This window comes from Saccharothrix variisporea (assembly GCF_003634995.1).
GTDB classification, from domain to species: Bacteria; Actinomycetota; Actinomycetes; order Mycobacteriales; family Pseudonocardiaceae; genus Actinosynnema; species Actinosynnema variisporeum.
The window spans coordinates 4211362-4225586 of sequence record NZ_RBXR01000001.1; the positions used below are offsets into that span (position 1 = coordinate 4211362).

At 71.3% G+C, this 14225-nt stretch carries 13 protein-coding genes and 1 other RNA gene; 2 read left to right on the forward strand and 12 right to left on the reverse strand.

Annotated elements, in window-relative coordinates; all coding sequences use genetic code 11:
• Positions 1-32 precede the first annotated feature (32 nt).
• From DFJ66_RS18600 to DFJ66_RS18635, 8 genes are all read right to left on the reverse strand, one after another.
• Positions 33-218: a hypothetical protein gene (locus DFJ66_RS18600; protein ID WP_121222754.1), complete on the reverse strand. Its 186-nt coding sequence runs from the start codon at positions 216-218 to the stop codon at positions 33-35.
• 440 nt (positions 219-658) lie between these two features.
• Positions 659-1189, reverse strand: a complete 531-nt coding sequence (locus tag DFJ66_RS18605) for a hypothetical protein (protein ID WP_121222755.1) — start codon at positions 1187-1189, stop codon at positions 659-661.
• A 22-nt stretch (positions 1190-1211) separates the two neighbouring features.
• On the reverse strand, positions 1212-2216 hold the full coding sequence (locus DFJ66_RS18610; RefSeq protein WP_121222757.1) for a C40 family peptidase: 1005 nt from the start codon (positions 2214-2216) through the stop codon (positions 1212-1214).
• Between the two features lies 1 nt (position 2217).
• Positions 2218-2829 carry a hypothetical protein gene (locus DFJ66_RS18615; protein ID WP_121222759.1) on the reverse strand — a complete coding sequence of 204 codons (612 nt, stop codon included), beginning with the start codon at positions 2827-2829 and terminating at the stop codon, positions 2218-2220.
• Complete coding sequence (locus DFJ66_RS18620) at positions 2829-4730, reverse strand: hypothetical protein (RefSeq protein ID WP_121222761.1); 1902 nt, start codon at positions 4728-4730, stop codon at positions 2829-2831. Before DFJ66_RS18620 ends, DFJ66_RS18615 begins: the two co-directional genes overlap by 1 nt.
• The gene (locus DFJ66_RS18625; protein WP_246030216.1) at positions 4727-7480 is read right to left on the reverse strand and encodes an ATP-binding protein; all 2754 of its coding nucleotides are present in this window, start codon (positions 7478-7480) and stop codon (positions 4727-4729) included. The genes DFJ66_RS18620 and DFJ66_RS18625 overlap by 4 nt, the downstream gene beginning before the upstream one ends.
• Before the next feature lie 88 nt (positions 7481-7568).
• Positions 7569-8048, reverse strand: coding sequence for a hypothetical protein (locus DFJ66_RS18630; RefSeq protein ID WP_211351221.1), 480 nt, complete (start codon positions 8046-8048; stop codon positions 7569-7571).
• 3 nt (positions 8049-8051) lie between these two features.
• Entirely contained in the window at positions 8052-8330 is a 279-nt protein-coding gene (locus DFJ66_RS18635) for a hypothetical protein (protein ID WP_121222765.1), read from the reverse strand.
• Positions 8331-8757: 427 nt separating this feature from the next.
• Between DFJ66_RS18635 and DFJ66_RS18640 the strand changes: the two genes are divergently transcribed.
• On the forward strand, positions 8758-9102 hold the full coding sequence (locus DFJ66_RS18640; RefSeq protein WP_121222767.1) for a hypothetical protein: 345 nt from the start codon (positions 8758-8760) through the stop codon (positions 9100-9102).
• Positions 9103-9262: 160 nt separating this feature from the next.
• Here DFJ66_RS18640 and DFJ66_RS18645 read toward each other — a convergent pair whose 3' ends face one another.
• Complete coding sequence (locus tag DFJ66_RS18645) at positions 9263-10864, reverse strand: DUF6345 domain-containing protein (protein WP_121222769.1); 1602 nt, start codon at positions 10862-10864, stop codon at positions 9263-9265.
• Between the two features lie 227 nt (positions 10865-11091).
• Positions 11092-11494, reverse strand: an RNA gene (gene rnpB, locus DFJ66_RS18650) — RNase P RNA component class A.
• Between the two features lie 222 nt (positions 11495-11716).
• Between rnpB and ssuE the strand changes: the two genes are divergently transcribed.
• Positions 11717-12274 carry an NADPH-dependent FMN reductase gene (ssuE, locus tag DFJ66_RS18655; RefSeq protein WP_121222771.1) on the forward strand — a complete coding sequence of 186 codons (558 nt, stop codon included), beginning with the start codon at positions 11717-11719 and terminating at the stop codon, positions 12272-12274.
• A 14-nt stretch (positions 12275-12288) separates the two neighbouring features.
• On the opposite strand, the gene DFJ66_RS44315 is transcribed toward ssuE, so the two are convergent.
• Together DFJ66_RS44315 and DFJ66_RS44320 are read right to left on the reverse strand one after the other, a co-directional pair.
• Positions 12289-13491, reverse strand: coding sequence for a bifunctional RNase H/acid phosphatase (locus DFJ66_RS44315; protein ID WP_246029810.1), 1203 nt, complete (start codon positions 13489-13491; stop codon positions 12289-12291).
• Entirely contained in the window at positions 13488-14225 is a 738-nt protein-coding gene (locus tag DFJ66_RS44320; RefSeq protein ID WP_246029811.1) for a zinc ribbon domain-containing protein, read from the reverse strand. The genes DFJ66_RS44315 and DFJ66_RS44320 overlap by 4 nt, the downstream gene beginning before the upstream one ends.

Sequence of the window (14225 nt, forward strand, 5' to 3'; positions counted from 1 at the left end):
TTAACCCGCAGAGGTCCGCGCGGGTGGTTCGGTCAGTTCCCCTTCCACTTGCGGTCTTTCTCGTCTTCGGCCTCGGTCCGCTGCCGGGCCAGCTCGAGGGCGCGCGTGGCGGTGGCCTCGTCGGGGTAGGGGCCCATGCGGTCGCCACCCCGGCAACCGACGCCCTTCTCGGCCTTCTGGTGGGTCAGGCAGTAGTACCAGGCATTCGGATCACCCATGCGTCAAGGCTGACATGCGTGCGCGCGCATGTCATGTCCTGCGGAGGGGTGGCAGGTCTTGCCCGGGGGTGGCCGGTCTTGCGGAGGACGGCCGGCCTTGCGGAGGGGCGGCCGGCCTTGCGGAGGGGCGGCCGGCCTTGCGGAGGACGGCCGGTCTTGCGGAGGGGCGGCGCGCTGCGGCGCTTCCGTCGGCGGGCACGCCTGCGTTGTCGGTGGCCGGTGGGACGATGGTGCCGGGGGCCGGAGGCCGCGCCTCACTTCGACGCCCAACCACTCACAGCTTCCGGCCCTGCCCCGCCCAGCCGGCCCGCACCCAGCCCCAGCCGTGCCGCGCCCCGTCCTGCCGCGCCAGCCGGCCGGCCCCAGCCCTGCCGCGCCCAACCAGCCCGCGCCCAGCCCTGCCGTGCCCTGCGTCTTCCGAACAGGCGGGCCGCTCGGCGTCAGCGCTGAGGGGGTGCCTGGACCGGCAGCGGACCCGAGTGCGGGTAGGGCTGCTGCCGGGGCGGCTGCGGGAACTGCGGTGCCGCGAAACCCCGGGGCGGGGTGCTCTGGGTGGCGTTGGCGAAGTTGGCCGGGATCGGGTCCAGGACCGAGACCAGCACCGTCTGGTTCTCCGGGTCGTCGATCCGCTTGCCCGTCCGGTCGCGGTACACCACGTCGCCGTCCGAGTCGATCTCCATGATCGCCCCCACCTCGGCCAGCTGCTCCTCGTCCAGGTCGACCAGCCGCTCCCGCCGGGACGGGACCACCCGGTACACCGGCCAGCCCAGGTGCGCCACCGAGCGGTGGAACTCGGCCAGCAGGTGCGTCAGCTGCTGCTGCCACGCCAGCGGCATGGCCTCGACCAGTCTCCGCGGCAGGACGGCGTACCCCGCGTCCACACCCGGCGGTTGGGAGTTGAGGTAGTCGCGCAGCGGTGTGCTGGACGCGGGCGGACCGGCGTGGCGCTGGATGGGGTCGGGGGTGAACATCGGTGGTGCCTCCCTCACACGATCACACGCCCGGCCGGACGGCCAGTGGCATCAGCTCGTAGTAGTCCCAGTTGATCTTGCTGATCTTCACCACGTCCCCGGTCTGGGGGGCGTGGATGTACTCGTCGTTGCCCAGGTACATGGCGACGTGGTGCACGGTGACCGGGTTGGCGGGGTTGGTCGCCCAGAAGATCAGGTCACCCGCCTTGGCCTCGCGGACCGGCAGGTGCGCGCCGCCGGACATGTACTGGTCGTTGGCCACGCGGGGGATCTTGATGCCGGCCTCCGCGAACGCCTTGACCAGGATGCCCGAGCAGTCCCACTGGTCGGGCCCGTTGCCGCCCCACAGGTACGGCTCGCCCAGCTGCTGCTTCGTGAACTCGATGGCGGTCGCGGCGGCGCCCGAGGCGAGCAGGTAGTTGCCCACGGCCTGGCCGCAGCCGGCCGGGTCGGACACGCCGCCGAGCTCGCTGATCAGGAAGGCCGCCATGGCTTCCCAGTTGTGGTAGCGATCGGGGAACGCCGAGCGCTCCACAGCCTGCGCCGAGTCGCCGGGGCGGCGGCTCTCCCAGTCCGGGACCTTCTCCAGGACCTCGTAGAACTTCCGGATCGCGTAGTCGGGGTTCGTCACCTCCGCGGGTGAGCCCCAACCCATGGACGGGCGCATCTGGAAGATGCCCAGGGAGTCGCGGTCGCCGTAGTTCAGGCTGCGCAGGCCGGATTCCGTCATGCCCGCCTGGATGGCGATCTGCCACGCCAGCGGCGGGAGCTTGCGCTCCTGGCCGATGGAGATGATCTTGGCGACGATGTTGCGCTGCTCCTCGTTGAGGCGGCTGGCGTCGTTGCGGCCCTTGTCCGCGCCACCGCCCTCCCAAGGACCGATGGACGCGTTGCAGCCGACCGCGCGGTACTGGGCGGTGACGCCCTCGGCGGGTTGGGTTCCGTTGACGACGGTCGAGACGCCGTTGGTCACGGCCACGACGACCACGGCGACCACCGCCACGGCCACCAGCGCGAACTTCAGCATCTCAGTCCACCCTGCTGTACTTGTGCACGCGCCAGCCCTCGGGCAGCTTCACCACGGTCACGACGAGCTTGCCGGTTTCCAGGTCGGCTTCGAAATCGACCGATTCGGTGGTCGCGTTCTTCGGCGTGACCTTGCTCTTGAGCTCCTTGGGCACGTTCTGCGGGTCGACGGACTTCAGCGTGGGCAGCAGTTCCTTGGACGTCCACCGCTCCATGCCCTGCAACCACTTGGCGTTGGTGATGCCGGGCGGGTGGTTCAGCCAGGCGTCGATCCAGCTCTCGGCGACCAGTTGGGCGTCCGTGCTGACCGGTGCCGGCGGGGCTTCGTTGGTGGGGCTGGGCGCTTTGGTCGGCAGGGGCGAGGTGGTGCCGGCGGACGGCAGCACGCCGATCTGGTTGCCACCAGCGGGTTGCGGGCTGTTGGTCGTGGTCACGACCGTCCCGCCCGCGCCGTTCTTCTTGTCCCCCACCACCTTGTCCGCCACGACGCTCACCGTCGCCACGACCGCGATCACGCCGACGATCGTCGCGACCAGGTGGGTGGGCGACTTCAGCGGCCACCCCCACAGGCGGCGGTAGACCGCCGCGCGCCCCCGGTTGGTCCTGATCGGCATCAGCTGTCCCTGACCTCAAGCCCGCGCGACGGCCGGTAGATCACGTGGACCTGCCGCCCCGCCACGACCTCCGTCTCCGCCCGCCGCGGCCCCGGCACGACGGTGTTGTCCGAGAGCCGCGAGAACCCCGGCTGCACCCGCGAGGGCACCAGCACGGCGTCGTCCAACCGGTCCCAGTTCCGATCAGCCACCGGCGGCGCATCCACCACCCGCGACCGCCCGGAAGGCAAGGCAGCCGGCCCGCCGTAGCCGTTGCCGGACAGGGCGTTCCCACCGTTCACCCCGGCGGCACCACCCAACTCCCCCGCCACCCCGCTCCGGTCGAGCCGCTGGGCGGTGGCCACGACGGGGTTGGCCGCCTCCGGCCGAACCCGCCCACGAGCCCGCTGCGGCACGTCGGCATCGGGATCACTGCCCCGCACGGTGTCCCAGAACTCCTCCTGCGGCGACGGCCCGGTCTCCTTCTTGCGCCGCAACATCGACAGCAACCCGCCACGCATCGGCACAGCCTTGCCGGCTGCTCCTGCCGACATCTCGACCATCTGCCACATGCGCCGCATCGGCTTGCCGATGGCGAAGCACACCACCGTGAGCATCAGACCGAGAAGGGTGCGCGTGAGGAGCGACAGGTCGGTCGCGTTGAAGATGGCCTGCAACAGCAGGGCGTGGGTGCCGGCCAGCACCGCGAGCACGAGCACGTTGAACACGGTCACCGCCGCTGCCCGCGCGACCTTGCGGAGCAGCTCGTGGTGGATCAGCGCAACCAAGCCGATCAGCGGACCGGCCAAGGTGAGGATGCGCAGCAGCAACTGCGCGAGCACCACGGCCGCTTTCGCGAACAGCTGGAACAACGAGAAGGCGATCGCCTGGAGCATCGCCAACGCGCCCGCACCGGTCCGTCCACCGTCGGCTCCGGTGAAGAAGCCCTTCGCCGACCCGAGCTGACCCGGCATGCTCTTGTACTCGGCTTCCTTGGCGTCCAGCGCCGACTGCTTGCCGTCGTCGCCCCGCGCCAGTTCCTCCCTGCTCCACGCCTGCGCGGCGAGCAGTCGTGGGCCGTACTGCTTGGCCTGGTCGGAGTCCGGCGTACCGAACTCGCCGCGCAGCCAACTCTGGTAGACGACGGTGTCGTGCAGCCGGGACGGCAGCAGGTGTTCCGTGCCGGGATCGTCCGGACTTGCCACGAAGCCGGCCTGGATCTGCGACGTCTTGTCGATCAGCGCGCCGTCGAGGAACGAGTAGAACTGCGGCAGCGCGAGAGTGGAGGTCGCCAGCCACATGGCGGCCAACGCCCAGAGCCCTCGCTTGCTGATCGCCGCCAGGTCACCGTTCCAGATCTGGCGGAACATGAGCACGGCCAGGATCAATGCGATCAGGCCGAACCAGCGCAGGTACACGTTGTCGTACACCAGCTTGACGCCGCTTTCCACGGCATCGTCGAGCGGGACGAGCAAGCCGCGGCCCATCACGGTGTAGTGCAGGCCGTTCGTGGCACCCACGATGTTCTTGCCGATGTTGAAGAGCTGGTTACCCATCCAGGTGTCGATCACTGCTGCGCTGTCCGGCAGCTTCAGGCAGGTCTCCTGGTAGGTGTGCCACACCATGCCCGCGTAGTTGTACATGTTGTACGGCGTGTCGGGCAGGCCCTTGATCGCAGGTGGGTCCAGAGCGGCGACCATGCCGGACTTCGGGTAGCCCGGGTTGGGTGCTTCGCCGCAGTCGGCCGCCTGGGCGGCAGGGGCGCCGATGACCACCTGGAGGCTCAGGATGGCCGTCACGGCGGCGATCGACGCCCAGCGGGCGCGGCGCGGGTGGGCCGGAGCCGTCACCGGAGCGCGTCTGAAGCGCCGCCGCGCGTAGAGCGCGGCGGCGATGGTCGCCGCCAGGAGGAGGGTGCTCATGCGGCACCTTCCCGGCCCTGGTGGCGGGTTCCTCCCTCACCGTGTGTCGAGTCGACCAGGTCGTCGACCAAGCCCACTTCGAGGTCGGCGGCCAGTTCGTCGTCGTAGTCGTCGGACAGGTCCTCCGCGTAGGCGAAGGGGTCCTGTGGTGGGGACGACAGTTCGATCTCCGCGGGCTCGTTGCCCTCGCGCAGGGCGTCCGGGGTGGTGTCCAGGGCGTTGCGCAGGTGTTCCAGGTGCGGGCCGGAGAAGTCGATGCGGATGCGTTCCACGCCGCCGGCGCCGTCGCCGAAGATGAACTGCCTGGGTGCGCGGTCGCGTTCGGTCGCGGTGCGGGCGCCGCCGGGGCGGCGGCCCAAGGACGCGACCACCTGCTCGTAGCCGGCGCCTACGGGGACCTTCAGCAGGCGCAGCGCGTCCGCCTGGGCCTGGTCGTCGTCGAGGCGGCCCACGAAGACCGAGTCGAGCAGTGTCACGAAGCCCTGGATCTTCAGGAAGTCCGCCGGGATCTGGGACGACAGCAGGACGCGCACGTTCCACTTGCGGGAGTCGCGGGCGAAGCGGTTCATCAGCACGCGGCCCGTCGGGACCTCGGACAGGAAGAACGCCTCGTCGATCCACACGCCCTTGCGGAGGTCCTTGGGACGTTCGTAGATCGACCGCTGCGTCAGCCACGCCGCCAGGTTGAGCATCTCGACACCGAGCGCCTCGGCGTCGGTCCAGTGCTCGCGCCCCACGCCGTCCTTCGGCAGGTTCAGGCCCGCCATCGTCAGCACGGTCAGGCGGTCGTCACGCTGCTCGTTGTACGGGTCGGCGTCCTGCTCCGGGATGAGCAGCGACATGCGCTCCCGCATCTCGTCCAGGAAGTCCGCCACGACCACGGCGTGCTCGTGGTGCTCGGACGCGTCCCGCCGCAGCGCCTCGAACACCATGCCGGGGTGCGCGTCGGGCCGGCCGCCGACCGTGCGGACCGCGCGCAGCAGCACGATCCGGGTCTGCGGCAACCGCGCCACCTCGAACGGCAGCAGGCCGGTCAGCACGTCCAGGACCAGGCGGCGCCGGGTGGCCGCGGCCAGTGCGCGTTCGCGCCGCCACGCCCGTTCCGGGTCCTCCTCGTCCATGAAGTGCTCCAGGAGCGGCTCCGCCACGACCCGGTAGGGGTTGAGGATGCCGGGCTGGGCGTTGAGCAGGTTGATCGGCCGCGCGTAGGGCCGCAGCTCGGGCAGGTCGCACAGGGCGGCCAGCGGGCCGGACGGGTCCAGCAGCGTCCAGTGCGCCCCGGACCGCAGCGTCTTGTAGACGATGCCGCCGCCCAGGAACGACTTGCCCGCGCCCAGCCCCGCGACCATCGCGGTCAGACCGGACGAGTCGCGCAGCTCCTGCGCCATCCACGGGTCCCACGCCACCGGGCGCCGGGTCGCGGTCACGGTCTCGCCGAGCAGGATGCCGCGCCGGTCGCCGACCTCGGCGGTCGCGGTGGGCACGGCCGAGGCCGCCCACAGCACCGACCCGCGCCGCAGGTACGCCGAGGACGACAGCGGCTCGCCCGGGATGAACTCGCGCGCGATCGCGTACTGCGCCTCGGGGTGCTCGATGGCGACCTTCGGCTTGTAGAGGTCCAGCAGGGCCTGGGCGAGCCGGAGGGCTTCCCGCTCGGTCGGCCCGGACACGGCCAGCCGCCACCAGGACCGCACCCGCGTGCCCAGGGCGGTGAAGCCCGACGTCATCTCGTCGTCGATCTCCAGCACCCGCGACGCCTGCCGCGCCAGCGACTGCGGCGGCTCCAGCTCGTGCTCGTCGGTGTAGTGCCGGACCTGCGAGCGGACCTTGGACATCTGCCGCTGCAGCTCGCCGGACACCTCCTCCGGCCGCCGCACGTAGATCCGCGCCGACCACTCGACCGCCGCGGGCAGCCGGTCGGACCGCTGCACCCACGGGTCGTCGGTCTCGGGGATCTGCAGGCCGTGCATGAGGCCCACGGTGAGCACGGCGACGTGCCGCTTGATGCCCGCGTTGGACCCGGTCCGCCCCCGCACGGTGACGGTCGGCGCGTACGGCTCCTGGTGGAAGTCGGCGGCGTCGGTGAAGGACGCCAGGTCCTCCGGTTCCCACGGCGCGCCGGGCACGGCGGGCAGGTTGCGCGGCGCGGGCAGGCCCAGCGAGCACGACCGGTGCATCAGCCAGGACATCTCCTCGGCCGTCGCCGGCCGCCCTTCCAGCCCCGCGGACCCGATGACCTGGTCGAGGTGGTCGATCTCGGACTCGATCGCGACCAGCTCGGCGTCCACCGCGTCGGGGAAGACCTTGCGCAGCACGGGCGCGGCGCGCTCGACCGCGCGGTCCATCATGTTGCGGGTCTGCACCTGGACGCCCAGGTAGACCTCTTTCTCCGCCATCGAGCGGCCCATGAGCTGCTGCTGCTCGCCGACCATGTAGTCGTCGAAGGACAGCGTGCCCGGGGTGTCCGGCAGGCGGCGCACCGCGTTGTGCACGTGCGCCTCGGCCCACATGCGGATCGGGTACGGCCTGGTGGTCACCCGCAGGTGCATCCAGCGGCCCTGGAGCTCGGCGTACTGGCCCGCGATGGCGGCGATCAGGTCCTGGCGCTGCGAGTCCGAGCGGAACGACCAGCGCTGCGGCGCGAGCTTGTACCAGGCGTAGACCTCCTGGCCGGTGCGCAGCAGGTGGCCGTCGATGCTGCGCGCGGCGATCGACGGGGTGTAGCTCGGCACGGCCTGCTCACCCGGCAGGCGGCGACCGCGTTTGCTGTAGACCTTGCGGTCGTCCCGGCTCGCCGCCGCGTGCTGGGCGACGTGCGCGGCGGAGCGTCGGTTGCGGTCACGCCGGCGTCCGAACACCGCGAACCTCCTTCTTACGGCGGTCTGACTGCCTGCGGTGCGTGGTCAGGGTGGCGGTCGCCGTGCTGCGCTTCGCCCCCTTGTACTTGGGACGCCTCCGGGGCCGCTGCGCGGTGACGCGGATGCGGGCCGCGCTCGCCGCGCCGCCCTGGCCGGAGGTCTTCTCCCGGGGCGCGGTCAGCTCACGCACCCACATCGTCATCACCGACGACAGCGGGCGTTCGTGGCTGATCCGGGCGCAGATGAACCGGGTCAACGCGATCGTGATCACGAAGCCCCAGCCGGTGTTGATGAAGTCGAAACCGAAGCCGATCTGCCGCTGCACGGCCGTGACCAGCAGGAACACCACGATGCCGACACCCCAGGCGACGTAGCGCGCGCGCCACGGGAAGGTGGCTTTGGGCGGCCCGAGCCAGACGGCGTCGACCCGGTAGACCTCGTCGTCAGTGCGTACCCGCAAGGGTCACCCGCCGGTGAACAGGCCGGCGATCCACTTGCCGATCTCCGAGCCGGCGTTCGTGGTCACCGCCAGTCCCATGATCGCCAACGCGATGATGACACCGCCGAGACGGCGCATGACCCCGGCGTTGTCGCCCTTGCCGCCGCCCAGCCACAGCAGGAGCAGGGCCACGGTGAGCAAGAGCAGCGGAACCAGGTTGTCGAGGATCCACTGGCGCAGGCCGCCTGTGCCGGGCGCGACCGGCTGCTGCTGCGCGAGTGTTACCAGGGTCTGGGCGGTCATCTCGTACTCCTGAGTACGCAGGACTTCGCCGGGCGGGCCGAGGGGTGCCCGTCCGGTTCGTGCGCTATCGAGTAGAACACGTCTTCGTCACGAGGTGTATCGGTCCTCTAGCGGTGGGTAGATCAATAGCTGCTCCCGGCGGGTGTCGGGCGGGTTCGGCGTTGATGTTGACGTGGTTCCCCTGGCTGTTGATTACGTCTAATCTGACCACGCACATCATCGTTCGAGGGCGGCCGGTGGAGAACGGGCGACACCGGATTCTCCCGATTGCCGGGATAGTTCACCCGACTGCGAACTCCCTGGTCACGCACTGTGTGCACGACCCTGGTCCCCCTTGTCCACCCCAGCCCAGCGATGACCCGTCCGGCCGGGACGCGGACCCGAACGGGCCGCACCCCGGAGTGACGACGCCGAGGAGGCCCGCAGCATGGTCCAGCCGCCCGAAGCCGCGCCCGAACCAGCCTCCGGAGTGAAGGAAATCACCGTCTCGGTGGCCGTGCCGGGCACGGATCAGGCTACCGGGGCGGACGGCCGCCCGGGGCGGCGGGTTCAGCGGACGGTCAACTTCGACCAGGACGTGCTGGAGCGCGCCCGGGCGGCGGCGACGTACCTGGCGGCCTACGAACCGGAGGCCGGGGTGCGCAGCCTGGCCGACATCGTGAACCCGGCCGTCGAGGCGTACGTGGCCGACCTGGAGCGCCGCTTCAACGCCGGCACCCCGTTCCGGCCGGTCCACCGCATGCCGCCGGGCCGCCCCTCCCGCCGCTCCTGAGCCGCTCCCAAGCCGCCCGGGGTGCCGCGCGCACGGCCCCGTCCCCGCCGCTTCCGGCCGGCGGCGATCGCCCGATCCGCTTCGGCTTCGCGCACACGGCACGGGGCCCTTCCGCCCCCCAGTGCAGCGGAAGGACCCCGGGTCCGTTGGGGAGCCGTGGTCAGCTGGTGCCGGACAGGCGCCAGTAGCCGACGGTCGGCAGGGTGTCCGGGCCGACCACGCCCTTGGTCCAGAAGTAGTCGTTGAAGTTCGCGATCCACGCGTTGCCGATCGGCCCCATCGTCGCCCACACGACCGACGGCGGCTGGGTGTCGATCGACGCCTGCGCCCACGCGTCCCGGACCTTCATCGGCTTGTTCCACCACAGGAACGGCGTCCGCAGCAGGTAGTTGCCGAACCGGCCGCCGTGGACGGCGCTGTGCATGGACACCGTGTCGAAGCTGTTGATCTGGTGCAGCCCCCGGAACGCCTTCCCCCAGCGCTGCGCCCAGTTCAGGCCACCGGACGTCTGCTGCAGGATCGAGCACGTGAACAGGCTCATCCACTCGACGTCCCGGTTGCCCCAGCGGGCGTCGTTGTTGGACAGGAAGCTGTCGGTGCTCGCGCTGCACCCGGAGAAGGAGAAACCGGTCGGCGAGCCGTGGCCCTGCCAGTAGGTCATGTCCACGTCGTCCGCGTACAGGTGGTCCCAGCCGCCGGGGAACACCGGGTCCTTGAAGTCGCGCTCCAACGCGTTGTGGTTGAGCCAGCTGAACTGCACCGGGATGCCCCGGCTGGAGAACTGGCCGTTGAACGCGCCGATGTTCAGGTGCGTCCAGGGCAGGCCCGAGCACGCGCCGGTGCCCTCGCTGCCGACGTCGATCCGGGTGGTCCACTGCGGCGAGAGGGCGCTCTCGGTGCGCGGCGGCTGCTGGGGGCCGGGGTCGGGCAGGGACCCGTCGACCGCGGCGGGCACGGTCAGGGACTGGGCGGCGGAGCCGTCCGGGGTGACGCCGGCGCACCGCAGGCTCGGCTCGAGCTTGGTGATGCGCTCGGACAGCGCGGGCGCGTCGTAGACGTAGGAGACGTCGGTGACCTTCGCCGCCCCGCCGAACTGCTTGGCGCACCGCTCACGGCCCTGGGTCAGGTCGAGCACGGGGATGGTGCCCACCTTCGCCAAGTCGCGCGTGCTGTGCGTGAGGCCGGAGACCGCGCCCTGCCCGTCGAAGGCGATGCGCAACTTGGCGCCGGGGCCTTCCAGGGGGATGCCGTCGAGGTTGAACGCGAAGGACACCGCGGTGTCGATGGGTGCGGTGTGGAAGGGCCGCCCGTTGACGTCCACGAGCTCGAGCGTGGTGTGGCGTGCGGCGGCGAAGGCGTTGGTCGGGAGCAGGCCTGCGCCGCGCAGGGTTTCGACGGCGCGCTTGGTGGCGTCGTCGGTGGTGATCGCGCGCAACTGCTTGATGGCTTCGACGTCCAGCGCGGTCTGCTGGGTTTCCAGGCCGTCCTCGTCGGCACGGCCGGCGCCCTGGTCGAGGCCCGGCACCTTCAGGTAGGTGGATTCGTCGGCGAACGCGACGGCGCCGGTGTCGTCGCGTTGTAAGTCCTTCAGCCCGAACGCTCTTTGCAGGGCTGCGGCCTGTTCGGTGCTGAGCCCGGAGCCGCGGACCTCGTAGACCGGCAGCTCCGCGGCCGCGGCGGCGGTGACGGTGCTGCTCAGCGAGGCCGCGCCGATCAGGCCGGTCAGGGCGAGCCAGGTGGCGGCCCGCTTGGTGGTGGACATGTTCCCCTCCTCTTCGGTGACCGCGGGGGCAGGGCCCCGCGGTTCGGCAGGAGGACTCGGTCCCGTACCCGGTGATACCGAGGACCACTCGAACGGCCTCAAATGTGTAACACCGTTGACGTGCACTGGATTTACAGGCGGACCAGTGCGGCCCGAACGCGTTTACCACCTGCGGCGGAGCCGAATGGCGCAACGACTTGGGCGTGCGGGTAACCGCAGGAGTGGGTCGGATGAGTCGGCATGTAAGCCGGATTCTGTTCCCGGGCGCCTCGCGGCGGTCCCGTTCGGCGGCCATCCATCTCGGCCTGCCGTCGCCGACAGGCTCGTGCGGCCTACCCGCAGGCATCGGGCGGGCCGCCCTCGATCGCCTGCGCAGGTGTCCCGGGGGACACCCTCTTGGCCTTGCTCCGGGTGGGGTTTACCTAGCCGCCCCGGTCACCCGGGGCGCTGGTGGTCTCTTACACCACCGTTTCACCCTTACCCCGGCTCGTCGCCGGGGCGGTCTGTTCTCTGTGGCACTGTCCCGAGGGTCGCCCCTGGTTGCCGTTAACAACCACCCTGCCCTGCGGAGTCCGGACTTTCCTCGGCGACAGACATGAAATCTGTCGACGCGACCGCCCTGCCGACTCATCCGGCGCCCATCGTACTCGACGACGTCCCAGGCAGTGGAACCGACCACCCGAAACCTTGTCGTGATGTGGAACGTCCTGCTCTACTCGGAACATGCCAGGAATCGGGGGACTCACCCGCCGCAGGCACATCGACTTCGGTCGTGCGGCGGCCGCGATCTGTTGTCGCTGACACATTTCACCTCGTAGTCCGAGCCTTTTTCCCGGAAGGTGTCAGCGAGCCATGTCGTCCATTCTGGTCATTTCCGGCAGCCCTTCTCCGGCGTCCCGCACGGGGATCGTCGTGCAGTACGTCGACGACCTGCTGCGCGAGGCGGGCCACGACGTCCAGGTGCTGCACGTGCGTCGGTTGCCGACCCTGTCGCTGCTCACCGAGGACCTCCAGGACCCGGAGATCGGCGAGGCGGTGAGCGCGGTGCTGCGCGCGGACGGCATCGTCGTGGCCAGCCCCGTGTACCGGGCGGCCTACAGCGGGCTGGTGAAGGCCCTGCTGGACCTGCTGCCGAAGAAGGCGCTGCGCGGGCGGGTGATCCTGCCCCTGGCCACCGGCGGCAGCCAGGGGTTCCTGGTCGCGATGGACTACGCCCTGAACCCGCTGCTGACCGGCAAGGGCGCGGACACCGTGCTGCGCGGCGAGTTCGTGCTGGACCCGGACATCGTGGGCGACGAGATCGCGCCCGGCCCGGCGAACGCGATCCGCACGGCGGTGGACCGCTTCGCGCTGGCCGTGGAGGACGCCCGGTTCCGCCGCAAGCGCGCCCACCTGCGCCCGGCCGTCTGACCCGGGTGCGCCGGCTAGCCGAGGTGCGAGGTGTCGTTGACCAGGCGGACCGAGCAGTGGCCGTCCGGGTAGAACTCGACGACCGACAGCGACGCCAGGTCCAGGTGCAGGCGGAACAGCAGCGACGGGCCGGAGTCCAGCGCGATGCGCAGGAGCTGCTTGATCGGCGTGACGTGGCTGACCACGACCACGTTCCCGCCCGGGTGGCGGTCGAGCAGCTCGTGCAGGGTGCGGCGCACCCGCTCGTGGACCTGGTCGAAGCTCTCGCCGCCGGGCGCGGGCACCGCCGGGTCGCCCAGCCACAGCCGGTGCACCTGAGGGTCGCGGGCGGCGGCCTCGGCGAAGGTCAGGCCCTCCCAGCCGCCGAAGTCGGTCTCGATGAGCCCGTCGTGCGTGGTGGCGTCGAGCCCGACCGCCTGCGCCACGGCCTGCGCGGTCTGGTGCGCGCGGTCCAGCGGTGAGGAGACGACGGCGGTCAGCCGGTCGACCTTGGCCAGCCGCCGCGCCGCCGCTTCGGCCTGCCGCCGACCGACGTCGGTGAGCGGCGGGTTGCCACGCCCGGAGTAGCGCCGGGCGACGGACAGCTCCGTCTGGCCGTGGCGCAGCAGGTAGAGCCGGGTGGGCTCGCCGATCGCCCCGGTCCACGAGGCCGGCGGCGCGGTCTCCCCCTGCCCCACGCCCTCCTCGGCGGACGACAGCTCCAGGTCGAGCATCCCGCCGGAATCGTCGGTGCCGGCGGGGACAATGGCCCCAGGGGGCGCTTCGGCCGGATTGTCGTACCCCCGTGGGACAATGGAAGCGGGGGCCGGAGGCCGGCCCGCCTGCGTGTCCATCGCCTCGTTGGCCAGCCGGTCGGCGTGCTTGTTGCGGTCGCGCGGCACCCACTCGTAGACCACCGACTCGAACGCGCTCGCCGCCTCGCGCGCCTCCGCCACCAGCGGTTTCATCGCCGGGTGCTTCACCTGCCAGCGGCCGGACAGCTGCTCGACCACGAGCTTGGAGTCCATCCGGGCGACCACCGCCGAGGCACCCACCTCCGCCGCCGCCCGCAGGCCCGCGATCAGGCCCCGGTACTCGGCGACGTTGTTGGTGGCGATGCCGATGCCGGCCGACCGCTCGGCCAGCACGTCACCCGACAGCGTCCGCACGACCGCCCCGTAGCCCGCCGGGCCGGGGTTGCCGCGCGAGCCGCCGTCCGCCTCGACGACGACCTTCACAGGCCCGATTCCGCGGTCCGCACCATGATCGCGCCGCACTCCTCGCACTGCACGACCTCGTCCGCCGCGGCCTCCTTGACGTGCGCGAACGCGCTGCGGTCCAGCTCGATCCGGCACGCGCCGCACCGCCGCGACTGCAGCAGCGCCGCGCCGATGCCCTTGTGCTTGCGGACCCGGTCGTAGAGGGCCAGCAACGGCTCCGGGAACTGCTTCACCACGACCGCGCGCTCGGCCGTGCGCTTGGCCTCGGTGGACTCCAGGTCGGCCAGCGCGCTGTCCCGGCGCCGCGCCGCGTCGGACAGGGCCTCCTGCGCCTTGTCCAGCTCGACGCGGGCGTGCTGCACGTCCGCTTCGACGGCTTCGCGCCGCTCCATCAGCTCCAGCAGGTCGTCCTCCAGGGCGGCCTGCCGGCGCTCCAGCGTCGCCAGCTCGTGCTCCAGGTCGGTGAGCTGCTTGGCGCCGACCGTGCCGCCCTGCAGCAGCTTGCGGTCGCGGTCCTCGCGGGCGCGGACCTGGTCGATCTCGGTCTCCTGGCGCTTGACCTCGCGGTTGAGGTCGCCCAACGTCGTCTCGACCGTCGTCAGGGCGTCCTGCTTGGCCCGCACCTGCTTCTCGGCCTCGGTGATCTCGTTGATCTCCGGCAGCGTCCGGCGGCGGTGGGCCACGCGCGACAGCTCGGCGTCGACCTGCGCCAGGTCGAGCAGCCTGCGCTGCACGGCGGGTTCGGCTTTCAC